The organism is Marinobacter sp. (assembly GCF_041690615.1).
In the GTDB taxonomy this organism is placed as follows: domain Bacteria; phylum Pseudomonadota; class Gammaproteobacteria; order Pseudomonadales; family Oleiphilaceae; genus Marinobacter.
Window position 1 is genome coordinate 62,181 of record NZ_JAWLGY010000011.1, and the last position, 13,621, is coordinate 75,801.

The 13,621-nt window shown below is 62.1% G+C and carries 12 protein-coding genes and 2 tRNA genes; 10 read left to right on the top strand and 4 right to left on the bottom strand.

What is annotated here, in order from left to right; genetic code table 11:
* Positions 1–266 precede the first annotated feature (266 nt).
* From ACESMZ_RS09640 to ACESMZ_RS09680, 9 genes are all read left to right on the top strand, one after another.
* The gene (locus tag ACESMZ_RS09640; RefSeq protein WP_372956549.1) at positions 267–908 is read left to right on the top strand and encodes a bacteriohemerythrin; all 642 of its coding nucleotides are present in this window, start codon (positions 267–269) and stop codon (positions 906–908) included.
* Positions 909–983: 75 nt separating this feature from the next.
* The gene (locus ACESMZ_RS09645; RefSeq protein ID WP_372956550.1) at positions 984–1,904 is read left to right on the top strand and encodes an AEC family transporter; all 921 of its coding nucleotides are present in this window, start codon (positions 984–986) and stop codon (positions 1,902–1,904) included.
* Between the two features lie 60 nt (positions 1,905–1,964).
* Complete coding sequence (locus ACESMZ_RS09650) at positions 1,965–2,957, top strand: hypothetical protein (RefSeq protein WP_372972527.1); 993 nt, start codon at positions 1,965–1,967, stop codon at positions 2,955–2,957.
* Between the two features lie 139 nt (positions 2,958–3,096).
* Positions 3,097–3,540, top strand: coding sequence for a DUF2147 domain-containing protein (locus ACESMZ_RS09655; RefSeq protein WP_372956552.1), 444 nt, complete (start codon positions 3,097–3,099; stop codon positions 3,538–3,540).
* Positions 3,541–3,637: 97 nt separating this feature from the next.
* Entirely contained in the window at positions 3,638–5,071 is a 1,434-nt protein-coding gene (locus ACESMZ_RS09660) for a thioredoxin family protein (RefSeq protein ID WP_372956553.1), read from the top strand.
* Positions 5,068–5,595, top strand: coding sequence for a UGSC family (seleno)protein (locus tag ACESMZ_RS09665; protein ID WP_372956554.1), 528 nt, complete (start codon positions 5,068–5,070; stop codon positions 5,593–5,595). Before ACESMZ_RS09660 ends, ACESMZ_RS09665 begins: the two co-directional genes overlap by 4 nt.
* Before the next feature lie 170 nt (positions 5,596–5,765).
* Entirely contained in the window at positions 5,766–7,751 is a 1,986-nt protein-coding gene (selB, locus tag ACESMZ_RS09670) for a selenocysteine-specific translation elongation factor (protein ID WP_372956555.1), read from the top strand.
* A gap of 5 nt (positions 7,752–7,756) precedes the next feature.
* A tRNA-Sec gene (locus ACESMZ_RS09675) sits at positions 7,757–7,852 on the top strand.
* A 144-nt stretch (positions 7,853–7,996) separates the two neighbouring features.
* Positions 7,997–8,740 carry an SDR family oxidoreductase gene (locus tag ACESMZ_RS09680; RefSeq protein WP_372956556.1) on the top strand — a complete coding sequence of 248 codons (744 nt, stop codon included), beginning with the start codon at positions 7,997–7,999 and terminating at the stop codon, positions 8,738–8,740.
* 140 nt (positions 8,741–8,880) lie between these two features.
* On the opposite strand, the gene ACESMZ_RS09685 is transcribed toward ACESMZ_RS09680, so the two are convergent.
* Positions 8,881–9,501: a LysE family translocator gene (locus ACESMZ_RS09685; protein WP_372956557.1), complete on the bottom strand. Its 621-nt coding sequence runs from the start codon at positions 9,499–9,501 to the stop codon at positions 8,881–8,883.
* A gap of 134 nt (positions 9,502–9,635) precedes the next feature.
* Between ACESMZ_RS09685 and ACESMZ_RS09690 the strand changes: the two genes are divergently transcribed.
* Positions 9,636–10,115 (top strand): Lrp/AsnC family transcriptional regulator, encoded by a 480-nt coding sequence (locus ACESMZ_RS09690; protein WP_372956558.1) that lies wholly within the window; start codon positions 9,636–9,638, stop codon positions 10,113–10,115.
* 28 nt (positions 10,116–10,143) lie between these two features.
* On the opposite strand, the gene ACESMZ_RS09695 is transcribed toward ACESMZ_RS09690, so the two are convergent.
* The 3 genes from ACESMZ_RS09695 to selA form a co-directional block, all read right to left on the bottom strand.
* Positions 10,144–10,239 (bottom strand) — tRNA-Sec (locus ACESMZ_RS09695).
* A 10-nt stretch (positions 10,240–10,249) separates the two neighbouring features.
* Positions 10,250–12,175: a selenocysteine-specific translation elongation factor gene (gene selB, locus ACESMZ_RS09700; protein WP_372956559.1), complete on the bottom strand. Its 1,926-nt coding sequence runs from the start codon at positions 12,173–12,175 to the stop codon at positions 10,250–10,252.
* A gap of 10 nt (positions 12,176–12,185) precedes the next feature.
* The gene (selA, locus tag ACESMZ_RS09705; protein ID WP_372956560.1) at positions 12,186–13,595 is read right to left on the bottom strand and encodes an L-seryl-tRNA(Sec) selenium transferase; all 1,410 of its coding nucleotides are present in this window, start codon (positions 13,593–13,595) and stop codon (positions 12,186–12,188) included.
* Positions 13,596–13,621 lie beyond the last annotated feature (26 nt).

The following is a 13,621-nucleotide window of genomic DNA, read 5'->3' on the forward strand; positions in this document are numbered from 1 at the left end:
TTTTTAAATGCCTGACTACAGCACTAGGTTATTTCCATAAAGAAGTGCCTGACTTGATGGTTATCAAGCCTGGCCGGAAGCGCCACTAATGAACCACCTGACTACCCCAAGAGGGGTAGGTCGTGTCTTGTTGAAAATGTTGGATTGGCCCCGGAGAACCGTGGTTCACTGTAGTCGGAAGTGACCCGTCAGGATTTTCATTTCTCAAGGGGTGGGGTTGACTCACGTGATATCGTTGCAACATTGTCGCGAAAGGTAGCAGTGTTATGAGCGCAAGGGCCCCCAACCAGCCCGATTTCGAACTCTTCCCCTGGAACAGCCAGTTCGAGACCGGCATTGAGCAGATCGACGAGCAGCACCGCAGGCTGGTGGCCATCCTCAATCGCCTGGCGTGGCACCTGTCCGCCGAAGAAGATGAACTGCAGGCCAGCGACGTGCTGGACGAGTTGCTGGATTACACCCACTACCACTTCCGTTCTGAGGAAGGTATCTGGAAACAGTACTTTGCGGGCAGCAGCATCGAGGCCAACCACCACAAGGCCCACGAGCACTTTTTTGAGCAGGTGCGCCACTATCAGGAACGTCGTGAGGCGGGGAATGAAAACACCCTGGCAGAAATGTTCGACTTCCTCACCCGCTGGCTGGCATTCCACATCCTCGAATCCGACCGGCGCATGGCCCTGATGACGTTCTCCATCCGCACCGGTCACTCCCTGGAGGAAGCCGCCGACGATGCCGACCGCACCCTCGGGGGCACCACCTCGGTCATGGTGCAAGCGATTCTGGAAATCTACGGAAAGCTCTCCAGCAGCACCCTGCAGCTGATGAAGGAGCGCGCCGCCCGTCGTGCGCTGGAGGAAGAAGTGCGCCAGTTGCGGGCGGAAAAGGGCAGGCCGGAAGGCGAGTAGAACGTACCTTTCCGGTCATCCTGTCGATTCAGACACCGTGACAGTACAATGGCCATCCGCTGATCCGGAGACGCCATGATCGCCGCCCTGACCCTGCTGCTGAAACTGATGCCCCTGTACATCACTGTCGCCCTGGGGTGGATTGCCGGCCGTTACCTGCAGGCCAGCAGCCGTCATATTGCCGGCATCATGCTGTATATCGTCACGCCGTCGGTGGTGTTCTCCGGGGTAATGGCGGCCCCCCTGTCCCCGGAAGTCATTGTTCTCCCGCTGCTGACCTTTGCCCTGTGCTCGCTGATCGGGGTTGCTCATCTCTGGGTGGCCCGGCGCGTGCTGACTGACGGCAGCGCCAACATCATTCCGCTGTCCGTGGGCACCGGAAATACCGGCTACTTCGGTATCCCGGTGGCGTTGTTGCTGTTCGGCGAGCAGGGGCTGGCGATCTATATCGTCTGCATGCTGGGCACCACACTGTTCGAGAATTCGGTCGGTTTCTACCTGGCGGCCCGGGGCAGGTACAGCATCCGGGATGCCCTGGTGCGGGTGGCGCGCCTGCCGTCGGTGTACGCCTTTGTTCTGGCCGTATGGCTGAACCTGTCCGGCATCGGTATTCCCGATGTGCTGACACCGCTGTTTGATAACCTGCGGGGAGCCTACAGCATCCTCGGCATGATGATCATTGGCATGGGCATTCTCGGTTTCCGGGGGCTGGCGGGGAACGTCCGCTTCACCGGCCTGGCCTTTGCCGGCAAGTTCGTGGTCTGGCCACTGGTGGCCCTGGGGCTGTGGTGGCTCGATGCGGCGGTGCTGGGTATCTACGACACGGCGGTGCACCAGGCCATCTTCCTGCTGTCCATCACCCCCATAGCCGCCAACACCGTGGTGATTGCCACGTTGCTGGACACGGCGCCCCGGCAGGCGGCGGGCACGGCGCTGCTCAGCACCCTGTTTGCGCTGGTTTACATCCCTGTCATGGTGGCCCTGGTACTGTCCTGAGGCCGCTCGGTCGTACTATATTGGTCGAACAGTCCCTACGCCTGTTCAAGGAGAACTGCCATGAAGTCCATTGCCGCCGCCCTGACCAGCCTGACCCTGGCGCTGTCCGTGCCGGTGGCCAGTGCCGAGGCCCCCGCCACCCCGAACCTCAAGGAATGGGACATCCCCTGGGATAACACTCGTCCCCGCGACCCCTGGGTGGGGCCCGGCGAGAACACCGTCTGGTTTGTGGGCCAGGCCGGCGACTACTTGGCCACCCTGAACCCGGAAACCGGTGACCTGAAACGCTACCGGCTGGACCCGGGCACCGGGCCCCACAACGTGATTGCGGATGAGCGCGGTGCTTTCTACGCGGGCAACCAGGCGGAGCATATCGGACTGCTGGACCCGGAAAACGGCGAAATCCGCAAGTTCAGGCTGGAAGGGGAAGGCCCGAAAGACGTCCACACCATGGCTTTTGACGCCAACGGCGATATCTTCTTTACCGAGCAGGGTGGCAATCGTATCGGCTGGCTGGATGTGGACCAGTACGACTATCGCATGTTTGACGTGGAGACCGAGTGGGCCAGGCCCTACGGGCTGGTGGTCAGCAAGGACAGCCGCCCCTGGGTAGCCCTGTTCGGCACCAACAAGCTGGCCACCGTGGATGCCAGGGGCGAAATCCACGAAATCACCCTGCCCAGGGAAGGGGCCCGGCCCCGCCGACTGGACATCACTGATGACGGCCAGGTCTGGTACGTGGACTACGCCAAGGGGTATCTGGGGCGGCTGACCATCGATAGCGGCGACATCCAGGAGTGGCCGGTGCCGGGAGGCGTCGACGCCTACCCCTACGCCATGGCGCTGGACGATCAGGGTCGGCCCTGGTTCGTAGAAACCGGCCCCAGCCCCAACCGGTTAATCGGCTTTGATCCCGAATCGGAGAGCTTCTCGGAGCCGGCCACCATCCCCAGCGGCGGCGGTACCGTGCGCCATATGGTGTTCGACGGGAAAACCCGCAGCCTGTGGTTCGGCACCGACACCAACACGGTGGTCCGGGCCTCCCTGCGATAAACGCCGGGCCAGGGAGAGACTGACTCTGTGCGATTCGCCGGGTTTGCGGCAATTTGCTCTGGCCTGAATCGCGCAGTATGGCTATGATTCGGTGAACTGCGCCGAGGCGCTGTAAAACAACAACAAAAGAGAAAGATCCATGGGAACCAGACTCAATCTTCTGACCGTCGTGGCGGTCGCCATGTCCTTCCTGGCCGTCCGCGAAGCCTACGCCGACCCCACCGGCCTGTGGAATACCGAAGACCGTAGCGCCAGGGTTCAGGTGGAAACCTGCGGTGATAACCTTTGCGGACGTATCGTCTCACTGGAAGAGCCTCTGGACGATAACGGCAACCCCAAAACCGACGCTGAAAACCCCGAGCCAGAACTCCGTGACCGCACCATTGAAGGCCTGAAAATTGTCTGGGGCCTGGAGGACAGCGGTGACGGTGAAACCTGGAAAGACGGAAAGGTCTACGACCCGGAAAGCGGCAAGACCTACAACGCCAAGGTCACCCTGGAAGACGAGAACACCCTCAAGCTGAGGGGCTATGTGGGTGCGCCCTTGTTCGGCCGCACATCCACCTGGACACGGGCTGAATAAGTAGCGGGCAAGCGCTCGATTTTTCCGTCCGGCCTGCTATGCTGACAGTCATTCCCTGACACACAACAAGACCCGAAAATCGGGCGGAACCCAGACCATGACCCCATTACCCGATGGCCTCATTGTCGTCGCCAAGCGCGACTGCCCCACCTGCCAGCTGATCGAACCGCTGCTGGCGGATATCGAGCAGCGGGCCGGCCCCCTGACCGTGTATTCCCAGGACGATCCGGCCTTTGCGGCGGGGGTCCGTGGCGCACAGTATGACTCCACCCTGGAACACTCCTTTCGCCTGCAAACCGAATTTGTCCCCACGCTGATCCGTGTCGAGAACGGAGAGGAAGTGGAACGCGCCTATGGCTGGCACCGGGAAGACTGGCAGCGCCTCACCGGCATCCCCGGGCTGGGTGATGACCTGCCGGTGATGCGCCCGGGCTGCGGCTCGAAGACCCTGGAGCCGGGCATTGCCGAGAAACTGGAGCTGCAGTTTGGCAACATCCATCTCCATGCCCGCGAGATAGAAACCGATGCCGACGACCTGATCGAAGCCTGCTATGAACGAGGGTGGAGCGACGGCCTGCCGGTGGTACCGCCCACGCCCGAGCGGGTGCTGAGGATGCTCAAGGGCACTGACAGAAACCCGTCAGAGGAAATCGGCCTGGTACCGCCGGACCTTGCGCCCTGCACCGTGGAAAAGGTGGCCATCAACGCGGTCATGGCCGGCTGTAAGCCGGAATACATGCCGGTGGTGCTGGCGGCCCTGGAAGCGGCCCTGACCGAGGAATTCGGCCTCCACGGCCTGCTGTGCACCACCATGTTTGCCGGTCCGATGGTTGTTGTGAACGGCCCGGTGGCCAAATCCATTGGCATGAATTCCGGCGGTAACGCCCTGGGGCAGGGTAATCGGGCCAATGCCACCATTGGCCGGGCCCTGCAGCTGATCGTCCGCAACGTGGGCGGTGGCCGCCCCGGCGAAATCGACCGGGCCACCCTCGGTACACCGGGCAAGTACACCTTCTGCTTTGCTGAAGCGGAAGACAGCGAGTGGCTGCCATTGGCGGAAGAGCGCGGTGTGCCTTCCGGAAATTCCGCCGTCACCCTGTTCGCGGGGGAGGGCGTGCAGGGCATCGTCGACCAGAAATCCCGCACACCGGAATCCCTGGCGAAATCCTTTGCCCTGGCCCTGCGGGCGGTGGATCACCCGAAAATGGCCATGGCTGGCGATGCCGTACTGGTGGTATCGCCGGAGCACAGTCGCGTATTCATTGAAGCAGGCTGGACCAAGGCCCGCCTGCTGGAAGAACTGGAGCGCCTGCTCCAGTTCCCCGGGGAGGAAATGGTGGCCGGCGCCGGCGGTATTGCCGAAGGCCTGCCGGAGCAGTACCGGGACAAGACCATACCCAAGTTCCGCCCCGGCGGTTTACTGATTGTCCGGGCTGGCGGCACCGCCGGCCTGTTTTCGGCTGTCATTGCCGGCTGGGCCGCCTCCGGTCCGGTCGGTTCCAGTCCTGTAACCAGAGAGGTGAAGGTATGACCCAAGCAAGTGTGATGCTCGACCCCACGGGCGAGTTGTCACCAGCGGTACGGGCCCGGCTGGCCCGGCCCGAAAGCCTGGCGGGCAAGACCGTCGGGCTGCTGGACATCTCAAAGCCCAGGGGCGATGTGTTCCTCGACCGCATCGAGGAGCGCCTGACGGAGATGGAAGTCACCGTCAAACGCTACCGCAAGCCCACATTCACCCGGGTGGCACCCACCGAGCTGAAGCAACAGATTGCCGGTGAAGTGGACCTGGTGGTTGAAGGGCTGGCCGACTGAGGTTCCTGCACGTCGTGTTGTACACATGACATCGCAGACCTGGAAGGTCGCAATATTCCGGGCGTAGGCGTGGCCTCCACCGAGTTCATCCAGGCCGCAGCGGCCCAGTCGAAAACCCTGGGCTTCGAGCCGGCCATGGTGTTCGTGGGTCACCCGATCCAGGATCGCACCGATGACGAGATGCGAAAGCTGGCGGATAAGGCCCTTGATGAGATCGTCCGGCTACTGACACATACAGAGTAGATGTCCCTGGTTCCGCCAGGGATGGCGGAGTCCATGACAACCCTTCAGAAAGTCCCCCCGAGAATGGCCCTCAATGAAGGCCCCGCTGCAGGCCAAACTGCTGAGGGCACGGCTTTGCACCTGTCATGCTCGCCCCTTATTGCCCGATCCGGGCCGGAAATGGTGACATTGTGATCATCGCCACCGCCGGACATGTAGACCATGGCAAGACCACCCTGATCCATGCCCTGACCGGGCAGGATACGGACCGGCTGGCGGAGGAAAAGCGCCGGGGTCTGACCATCGACCTGGGCTTCGCCTGGAGCCGCACAGAGCAGGGCCACTGGCTCGGATTTGTCGATGTGCCTGGTCATGGGAAGTTTGTCCGCAACATGGTGGCCGGCGTAGCGGCGGTGGATGCCGTCATGCTGGTGATCGCCGCCGATGACGGCCCCATGCCCCAGACCCGGGAGCACCTGGCCATTCTCGATCTGCTGGGCGTGGACGCCGGCCTGGTGGCCCTGACCCGGGCAGACCGGGTGGATGCCTCCAGGCTGGCCGAGGTTTCGCAAGAAGTTCGGGCATTGCTGGTGGATACCGGACTGGCGACCGCCCCGGTGTTTCCGGTGTCCGGACTGACGGGAGACGGTCTTCCACCACTGAAAGCGTGGCTGACAGAGCAGGCTCGCGTCCATGGACAGAAAGCCAGCAGCCCGGTGGCAGGCACACGGTTTGTGGTCGACCGCAGTTTCTCGGTAACCGGGCGGGGTTGCGTGGTCACCGGCACCCTGGTGACTGGGACGCTGGCCAGTGAGGACACCCTGATGGCGTCGCCAGCGGGCCATCCGGTCCGGGTCCGCGGGCTTGAGGCGCACGGTGAGCCGGTGGAAAGCGTAGGCGCCGGCCAGCGATGCGCCATCAACCTGGCCGGAGACATCAGCGATAACAGCCTCCACCGGGGCGACTGGCTGGTCGCCCCCTGGTTACACCATCCCACGGATCGCCTGGATGTGGCGCTGGCCCTGCTCCCGGACACCCGGCTCCACCGGGGTATCTTCCAGGTACACCTGGGGGCAGCGGTGAGAAGTGCCCGGGTGGTGGTACTGGACGAAGGCCAGGGCGACCGCCCGATGCTGGCGCAGCTGATGCTGGAGCAGCCAGTGCAGGCCTGTGTGGGTGACCGGCTGATCCTGCGTGACCCGCCCCTCAGTCGCACCATCGGTGGCGGCCAGGTGGTGGACCCGTTCGGGCAGGGCCGTGGGCGGTCCACCGCCAAACGGGTGCAGCTGCTGCGAACACTTCTGGAAAATCAGTCTTCTCCGGCCAATGGCCTGCAAGCCGGTCACCGGCAGGTTCGACTGCAGGCCTGGCTCGACGCGTCCCCGGAAGGCATAGACATCGACCGGTTAGCAGCCGCTGAGAACCTGCCGGAAGACCAATTGGACCCGGCTCTTGCGGCCCTTGAGCCTGTCATTATCCAGGCCACTACAGGTCGCGTCGGCTTTGCCCCCGGGCACTGGGCCGCCTTGCAGACCCGCGTGCTGGAGCAGCTGGACCAGTGGCACGAAAACCACCCGGACCAGATCGGCCCCACAGAGCCGGAGCTGACCCGGCTGCCCGGTATACGACTGCAACCGGAGCTGCGTCATGAACTGTTGCATCGGCTACTGGCAGCCGGTGAAATGGCCCGTAATGGCTTCCGGTTTCATCGGCCAGGCCATCAGCCAGAACTGACTGAGGCGGACCAGTGCCTGCTTGGCCAGGTTATGGCTGAACTGGAAGGTACCGGCCTGAAACCGCCCATTGTCGGCGAACTGGCAGAGGCAATGGGTCTTGAACGGGACGCCATGCTGACCTTCCTGCAGCGCATGCACCGGTTGGGTTTTCTTGTCGCCGTGGCACCGAACCGCTTCTATCGGCCAGAAACCGTCACCGAACTGGCTGCCATTGCCGTGGAGCTGGCGGAAAGCGCACCCACCGGCGCCTTCGACGCCCGCGCCTACCGCGACCGTTCCGGCATCGGCCGCCGTCTTACCGTCAGCGTACTCGAATACCTGGACCGCGCCGGTGTCACCGCCTTCATCAACGAGGAACGCCGCCTGCAACCGGCCTACCGGCGAAGGGCCGCGGTAACGCTCTCAACGACAAACGAAAAAGGTTACACTGCCAGGCTCTGATCAAAGGAAGGGGATCGCTTCCCGGTGGAGCGCCCGGACTTCAAATCCGGTGAGGTGCGCAACGCGTGCCTGGTGGGTTCGACTCCCATACCCTTCCGCCATTTCCCACCTTCGGCCTCCGCCGGACGCGCTAGCGTGCGCCGCTGCCTTCTGCGTTAACTGAACACGGTCATCAGCGGTTTCATGTGTGACCTCATCTCCACGGAGTAGTTTCTTCGTATGTCCTCCTTGTGAAGGAGGTGCATATGAAACGAGTTGTAATAGCTGGTGTTTCGGGGGCGATCGGGGGCGCGCTTGCGACCCGGCTGATTGAGCGGGATCCGCAGGTTAGGGTGATCGGATTATGTCGTGACCCTGACCGGGCGCCCGAGGCACTCCAGGCCAGCAACCGCAGTGATGTGCTGGCGTGGGACGCCGGGGATGGCGAATCACCGACGGCGGTGGCAGGGGCGCTTGAGTTGCTTCTGCCCAGGGATGAAGGCATCGATACCTTTATTTATGCTGCGGGGGTGCTCCATGGGCCGGACATGTTCCCGGAGAAGCGTCTTGAAGATCTGGATGCTGACAGCATGGCGCGTGCATTTGCAGTGAATGCCACGGGATTCGCATTACTTGCGAGAGTGCTGTTGCCATGGCTTCGACACGGTCGGTTCAAGCAGGTTGCGGCCATTTCTGCGAAAGTTGGATCGATCACCGACAACGGGTTCGGTGGCTGGTACGCCTACCGGAGCTCGAAGGCTGCACTGAATATGCTGGTGCGAAACCTGTCTATCGAGCTACCGCGCCGTTGCAAACCGCTTGCCTGTGTGTCCCTCCATCCGGGTACCACGGAATCCGCTTTGAGTGAACCGTTCAAGCAGTCCCTGGCCAGACTGAAAGTCCATTCAGCCGATGAAACGGCTGCCAATTTGCTTGATGTACTCGATGCGTTAAGCGAAGAGGATAACGGCCGTTTCCTGAGCTGGGATGGCTCGGAACTGCCCTGGTAGTCAGTATTGTCTGCATACCGTGTGGCGTTTTATCGTGAGGATGAGAAGCGGGTTTGCGTCCTCTTTGTGATGCGAGAGGGCGGGGGCTTCGCTCGCCAGGCCTGGGAACCGCGAGGCGGCTGTAAACCAGGGTGCCAGAATCAGGCCAGCCCCACCTTCAACCCGATCAGCGCCAGTAGCCCGGCCACAACCCGATTCTGCATCTTCTGCAGGCCTTTCCGCGAAGCGGTGAACGCTGCAATCTCCTTGCCGATCAGCGAATAAACCAGGTCAAACCCGAGACCAATAACGACGAGGATCAGTCCGAGTGTGGCGAACTGGACGGTCACATCCCGTGCCGGTTCGACAAACTGCGGCAGCAGGACCGAACAGAAAATCAGCGACTTCGGGTTCAGCAGGTTGGTCAGGGTACCCTGGCTGAATGAACGCAGATATCGGCGGCGGGGTGGTTCCGGTGCGGCTTCCACAGTTTGCATGGTGGGGGCATCCAGGGTCAGGAAACGCCAGGCCAGGTAGAGCAGGTAGGTTGCACCGGCAAGCCTGATCACGTGATAGGCCCAGGGCGTGGTTTGCAGCAGGGCCGCGAGGCCAATCGCGGCGAGTAGTACGTGGAGGGCGCGGGCCAGGGCCAGCCCGGCGCTGACTGCCACGGCCTGCCTGGCTCCGCCATTCATGCTGGTACTGAGAACCAGGAGCATGTCGGGGCCGGGGGTCAGGTAGATGGCCACCAGCGTAAAAGAAAACAGGACCAGGTCACCCATGTCAGCACCTTCAGGTTGGAGTGGGGGTAATCAGAATCGTATAACGGATGATGTAGCGAAGGTTTGCTAAATGCGCTGGGAATCAGGCAAATATTGGCTAGAATGACTGATCAAGTCCGATAAATTGAAGAAGGATGCCAATAATGAAGCTTGACCGCTACGATCGGAGAATTCTGGAGTCCCTTCAGGCAGAAGGGCGTATGGCCAATATCGACCTGGCGGCGGATATCGGGCTGTCACCATCACCCTGCTCAAGGCGTGTGCGCATGCTTGAGAAGTCCGGCGTGATCAGTGGCTACAGTGCTGTTCTGGACCGAGAACAAGTCGGCCTGAACCTGACGGTGTTCGTTGATATCAAAGTGGAGAAGCACGGAGAGAGGGAAGCCGAGGCGTTTCGGGAAGCCGTGAGCCGGTTACCGGAAGTGGTCATGGCGCACCTGGTATCTGGCCAGTCCGATTTCCACTTGCAGGTTGTTGTGCCGGATCTGCGCGCCTATGAGAACTTTCTGACAGGCACGTTGCTGAAATTACCCGGTGTCCGGGATATTCGCAGTAACTTTGCGATTCAGACGGTGAAATCCCAGTCGCCATTGCCGCTGGGCCATCTTCCTTGAAAGGGGTGACGTTGCTGGAAGGGGAATCTGGCGGAAGAGAGCAGGAGTCGAACCTACCAGGGACTGCTTGACAGCCCCTCCCGGTTTTGAAGACCGGACGCCCCACCGGGGAACGATCTCTTCCTTTTAACTTTTTACGCTGACCATGGCGGTGCAGCACTGTCCTCGCGTAGCACATGATCATCCCGGACACGCCGAGTGTAGCCAACACGATCGAAGAATTCGAGGATACGAATAGCAACCTTGCGACCACCACTGCCGTCAGGATAAACGATATCACGAAAGGTTGCCGCACGGGCGCCGCCATGGCCTTCGTTAAGCTCGCGGACGATTCCGGCCAGCCTGGCAACGGTGGCGGCAGTGAAATAGTGATCGTGGGCGACCGGATAGAGTTCGCCGGCACGGGCGAGGCGTTTGAACAGTTGCCGTACCTCATGCTCTGGCACGCCTGTGGCGTTGGCGACGTCCCTGACGCGCGGCGGGTTGTAGGGCTGCTCGTCCAGCAGGGGTTTGAGCTGGGCGAACTGCTCCTGATCTGCTTCGGTGACGTTCGCCTGGTGCGCTGGCAGGTGCAGCCAGGCACGGGTTTGAAGGATCTGGCCGAGGGCAAGCAGTTCGTGGCACAGGGCGTCGAAGGGCGCTCGGGCTAGCGGGGCGAGGGTCATCCGACGCAGCCGGTCAGGTTCGACACCGATCATGTCCGGGCTGTTCTCGTGTTCGCCAGCAAGGGTATCGAGCAACCGGGTCTTGAGCGCAATCCAGGCTGGCTGGGTGAAGCCGGTGGTGCTGTCCCGGTCGCGGATCACCTTTATTCCGGAGTGTTCCCAGAGGGTTTCCGCTTCTCCATCTGACAGGTTCCATGCGAGGGCGAAACGCTGCAGGTCGATGCCAGCCGCTGCTTGTTCAGCCAGGGCCTGCAGTGTGGCAGCCGGGTCGTCATGGCGCATCTGGTCAAGTAGCGCCAGGCGCTTTTCCGTCCGCTTGTGTCGCGTCGGTGGAAAGATATCAAGCACTCGGCCTCCGCCAACCGTGCGTCGTGCACTTGCATCCCTCAGAATAAAACGATCACCCCGGAGGGCCAGGGTTTCCCGTTCCAGCAGAATTTCAGCCAGCGCGGTGCCGCCCGGTTCGACATGCTTGCAATCCAATAGTGCCACACGCCCTACAAGATTATCGGTACCCAGGTGCACATGCACGGTCTGCATGTGTTTGAGTGGTTGCTGGCCGGCAGGAACACGCAGCTCGCCCTGGAATCGAGTGAGCGGCAGATGCCGTGACGGGTCGATTAGCCACATGCCTCGCTCGATGTCCTGTTTATCGAAATCCCCTTTCAATGCCACGGCGCAGCGGTCACCGGCGCGGCCGGTCTCGGCTTTCCGGTCCTGGACATGTAGTCCTCGCACCCGTGCCGTCAGACCAGGGGGTGAGACCATGACGGTCTGGCCAACGGTTATGGTGCCTGCGTGGGCTGTGCCGGTCACCACTGTGCCGACGCCGTTGATGGTGAAGCGGCGGTCGATGGCCAGTCGGAACCTGCCTCCGGATGGAGGCGCTGGCCGGTTGGTTGCGGCCGATTCGAGATACGCCCGCAGAGCCGGTACGCCTTCGCCGGTGTGGCCGGAGAGGGGGAAAACCGGGGCGTCCCTGAGCCCTGTGCTGGCCAGTAATTCCCTGATTTCCAGTTGTACCTGCTCAAGTCGCTCTGGCGTGACGGTATCGATTTTTGTCAGTGCGATGGCCCCCTCGGTCCGGTCCAGCAGATCAAGCAGTTCCAGGTGTTCCCGGGTCTGGGGCATTGGCCCGTCATCGGCGGCAATGACCAGGAGCGCGAAATCAATCGCGGTTGACCCGGCGAGCATGTTGCGGATGAGCCTTTCATGCCCCGGCACGTCAACGAAGCCCAGCACCGAACCGTCCGGAAGCTGGGTGTAGGCGTAGCCCAAGTCGATGGTGATGCCGCGGGTTTTCTCTTCCGGTAGTCGGTCCGCATCGACACCTGTTAGCACCTTGACGAGGGTGGTTTTGCCGTGGTCAATGTGTCCGGCAGTGCCTATCAGCATGGTACGGAGCTCAGCGTGTTGGTGTCGGAGGTAAATCCAGTTGCGCCAGCTGCGCCGTGAAATCCGCTTCCTGTTCGGGTGGCAGGCAGCGCAGGTCCAGTAGCAGGGCTCCCTCCTCAATGCGTCCCACCACCGGTTTGGACAGGCTGCGGAGTCCGGCCTCAAGGCGGTTGAGCACACCACTGCTCCGCCCCCGCGGGCGTACTGCGAGGCCGGCAGAGGGCAGGCGATCCACCGGTAGCGAACCCGAACCGATCTGGGATCGCAGCGGAACGATTTCCACGTCTACTTCCAGCGTTTCCAGCGCGGATTGCAGGGCGGGTAACACCCTTTGAGCGGCTTCACGAATCCCGGCCTCGGGCCGCGTCAGCTGCTGCAGGGTGGTCAGGCGTTGTGAAAGCCGATCGGGGTCACGGTACAGGCGCAGTACCGCTTCCAGGCTGGCCAGGGTCAGCTTGCCGACCCGCAATGCCCGCTTGATGGGGTTCTGTTTGATCCGGGCGATCAGGTCCCGGCGGCCCACCAGCATGCCCACCTGCGGACCGCCGAGGAGCTTGTCGCCAGAGAAGGTGACCAGGTCGGCACCCGCCTCAATGCTCTCGCGTGGCGTGGGCTCATGGGGCAATCCCCACCGTTCGAGGTCAGTCAGGGTCCCTGAACCCAGGTCCACCGTAAATGGCAGTTCGTGTTCATGGGCCAGGGCAGCAAGTTCGCGTTCCGGGACAGCGTGGGTGAAGCCCTCGATGGCATAGTTGCTGGTGTGCACCTTCATCAGCATACCGGTACGAGGACGGATTGCAGCGGCGAAGTCCTTGAGGTGGGTGCGGTTGGTGGTGCCGACTTCGTTCAGTTTGGCGCCGGCCCGCTTCATGATATCCGGTACCCGGAAGGCGCCACCGATCTCCACCAGTTCACCCCGTGAAACCACCACTTTTTTCTTGTACGCCAGGGTGTTGAGCAGCAGGAACACTGCAGCGGCATTGTTGTTGACCACGGTGGCGGCCTCGGCGCCGGTCAGTTCACAGAGCAGTTGTTCAACAACGTCGTCACGATCACCCCGCCCGCCCTGTTCGATGTCGTATTCCAGCGCACAGGGATTGCGGGCAGCCTCCACCAGGGCGGTGATGGCCTCTTCAGGCAGGGACGCACGTCCAAGGTTGGTATGCAATACGGTTCCGGTCAGGTTGAACACCGGGCGCAGGCGGGGTAAGGCCTGCTTCCCGGCGGCGGTGCAAACACCATCGATCAGAAGTGACTCGTCAGGAATCCCTGCCCCGTTTCGGGCGGCTTCGCGGGCCCCAGCCAGCTGGTCGCGAATCAGTCCGGTAACGACGGCGCGGCCATGGCTATCAATCAGGGACTCAATGCGGCTATGGGCAAGCAGGTGGCTGACTGAGGGTAACCTGGAAAGCGCATTCATTATGGAGTTCCACTTGTTGCTGGCCC

Coding starts and splice junctions, on each gene's coding strand:
- ACESMZ_RS09640 (WP_372956549.1), top strand. CDS start 267: ATGAGCGCAAGGGCCCCCAACCAGCCCGATTTCGAACTCTTCCCCTGG.
- ACESMZ_RS09645 (WP_372956550.1), top strand. CDS start 984: ATGATCGCCGCCCTGACCCTGCTGCTGAAACTGATGCCCCTGTACATC.
- ACESMZ_RS09650 (WP_372972527.1), top strand. CDS start 1,965: ATGAAGTCCATTGCCGCCGCCCTGACCAGCCTGACCCTGGCGCTGTCC.
- ACESMZ_RS09655 (WP_372956552.1), top strand. CDS start 3,097: ATGGGAACCAGACTCAATCTTCTGACCGTCGTGGCGGTCGCCATGTCC.
- ACESMZ_RS09660 (WP_372956553.1), top strand. CDS start 3,638: ATGACCCCATTACCCGATGGCCTCATTGTCGTCGCCAAGCGCGACTGC.
- ACESMZ_RS09680 (WP_372956556.1), top strand. CDS start 7,997: ATGAAACGAGTTGTAATAGCTGGTGTTTCGGGGGCGATCGGGGGCGCG.
- ACESMZ_RS09685 (WP_372956557.1), bottom strand. CDS start 9,501: ATGGGTGACCTGGTCCTGTTTTCTTTTACGCTGGTGGCCATCTACCTG.
- ACESMZ_RS09690 (WP_372956558.1), top strand. CDS start 9,636: ATGCCAATAATGAAGCTTGACCGCTACGATCGGAGAATTCTGGAGTCC.
- selB (WP_372956559.1), bottom strand. CDS start 12,175: ATGCTGATAGGCACTGCCGGACACATTGACCACGGCAAAACCACCCTC.
- selA (WP_372956560.1), bottom strand. CDS start 13,595: ATGAATGCGCTTTCCAGGTTACCCTCAGTCAGCCACCTGCTTGCCCAT.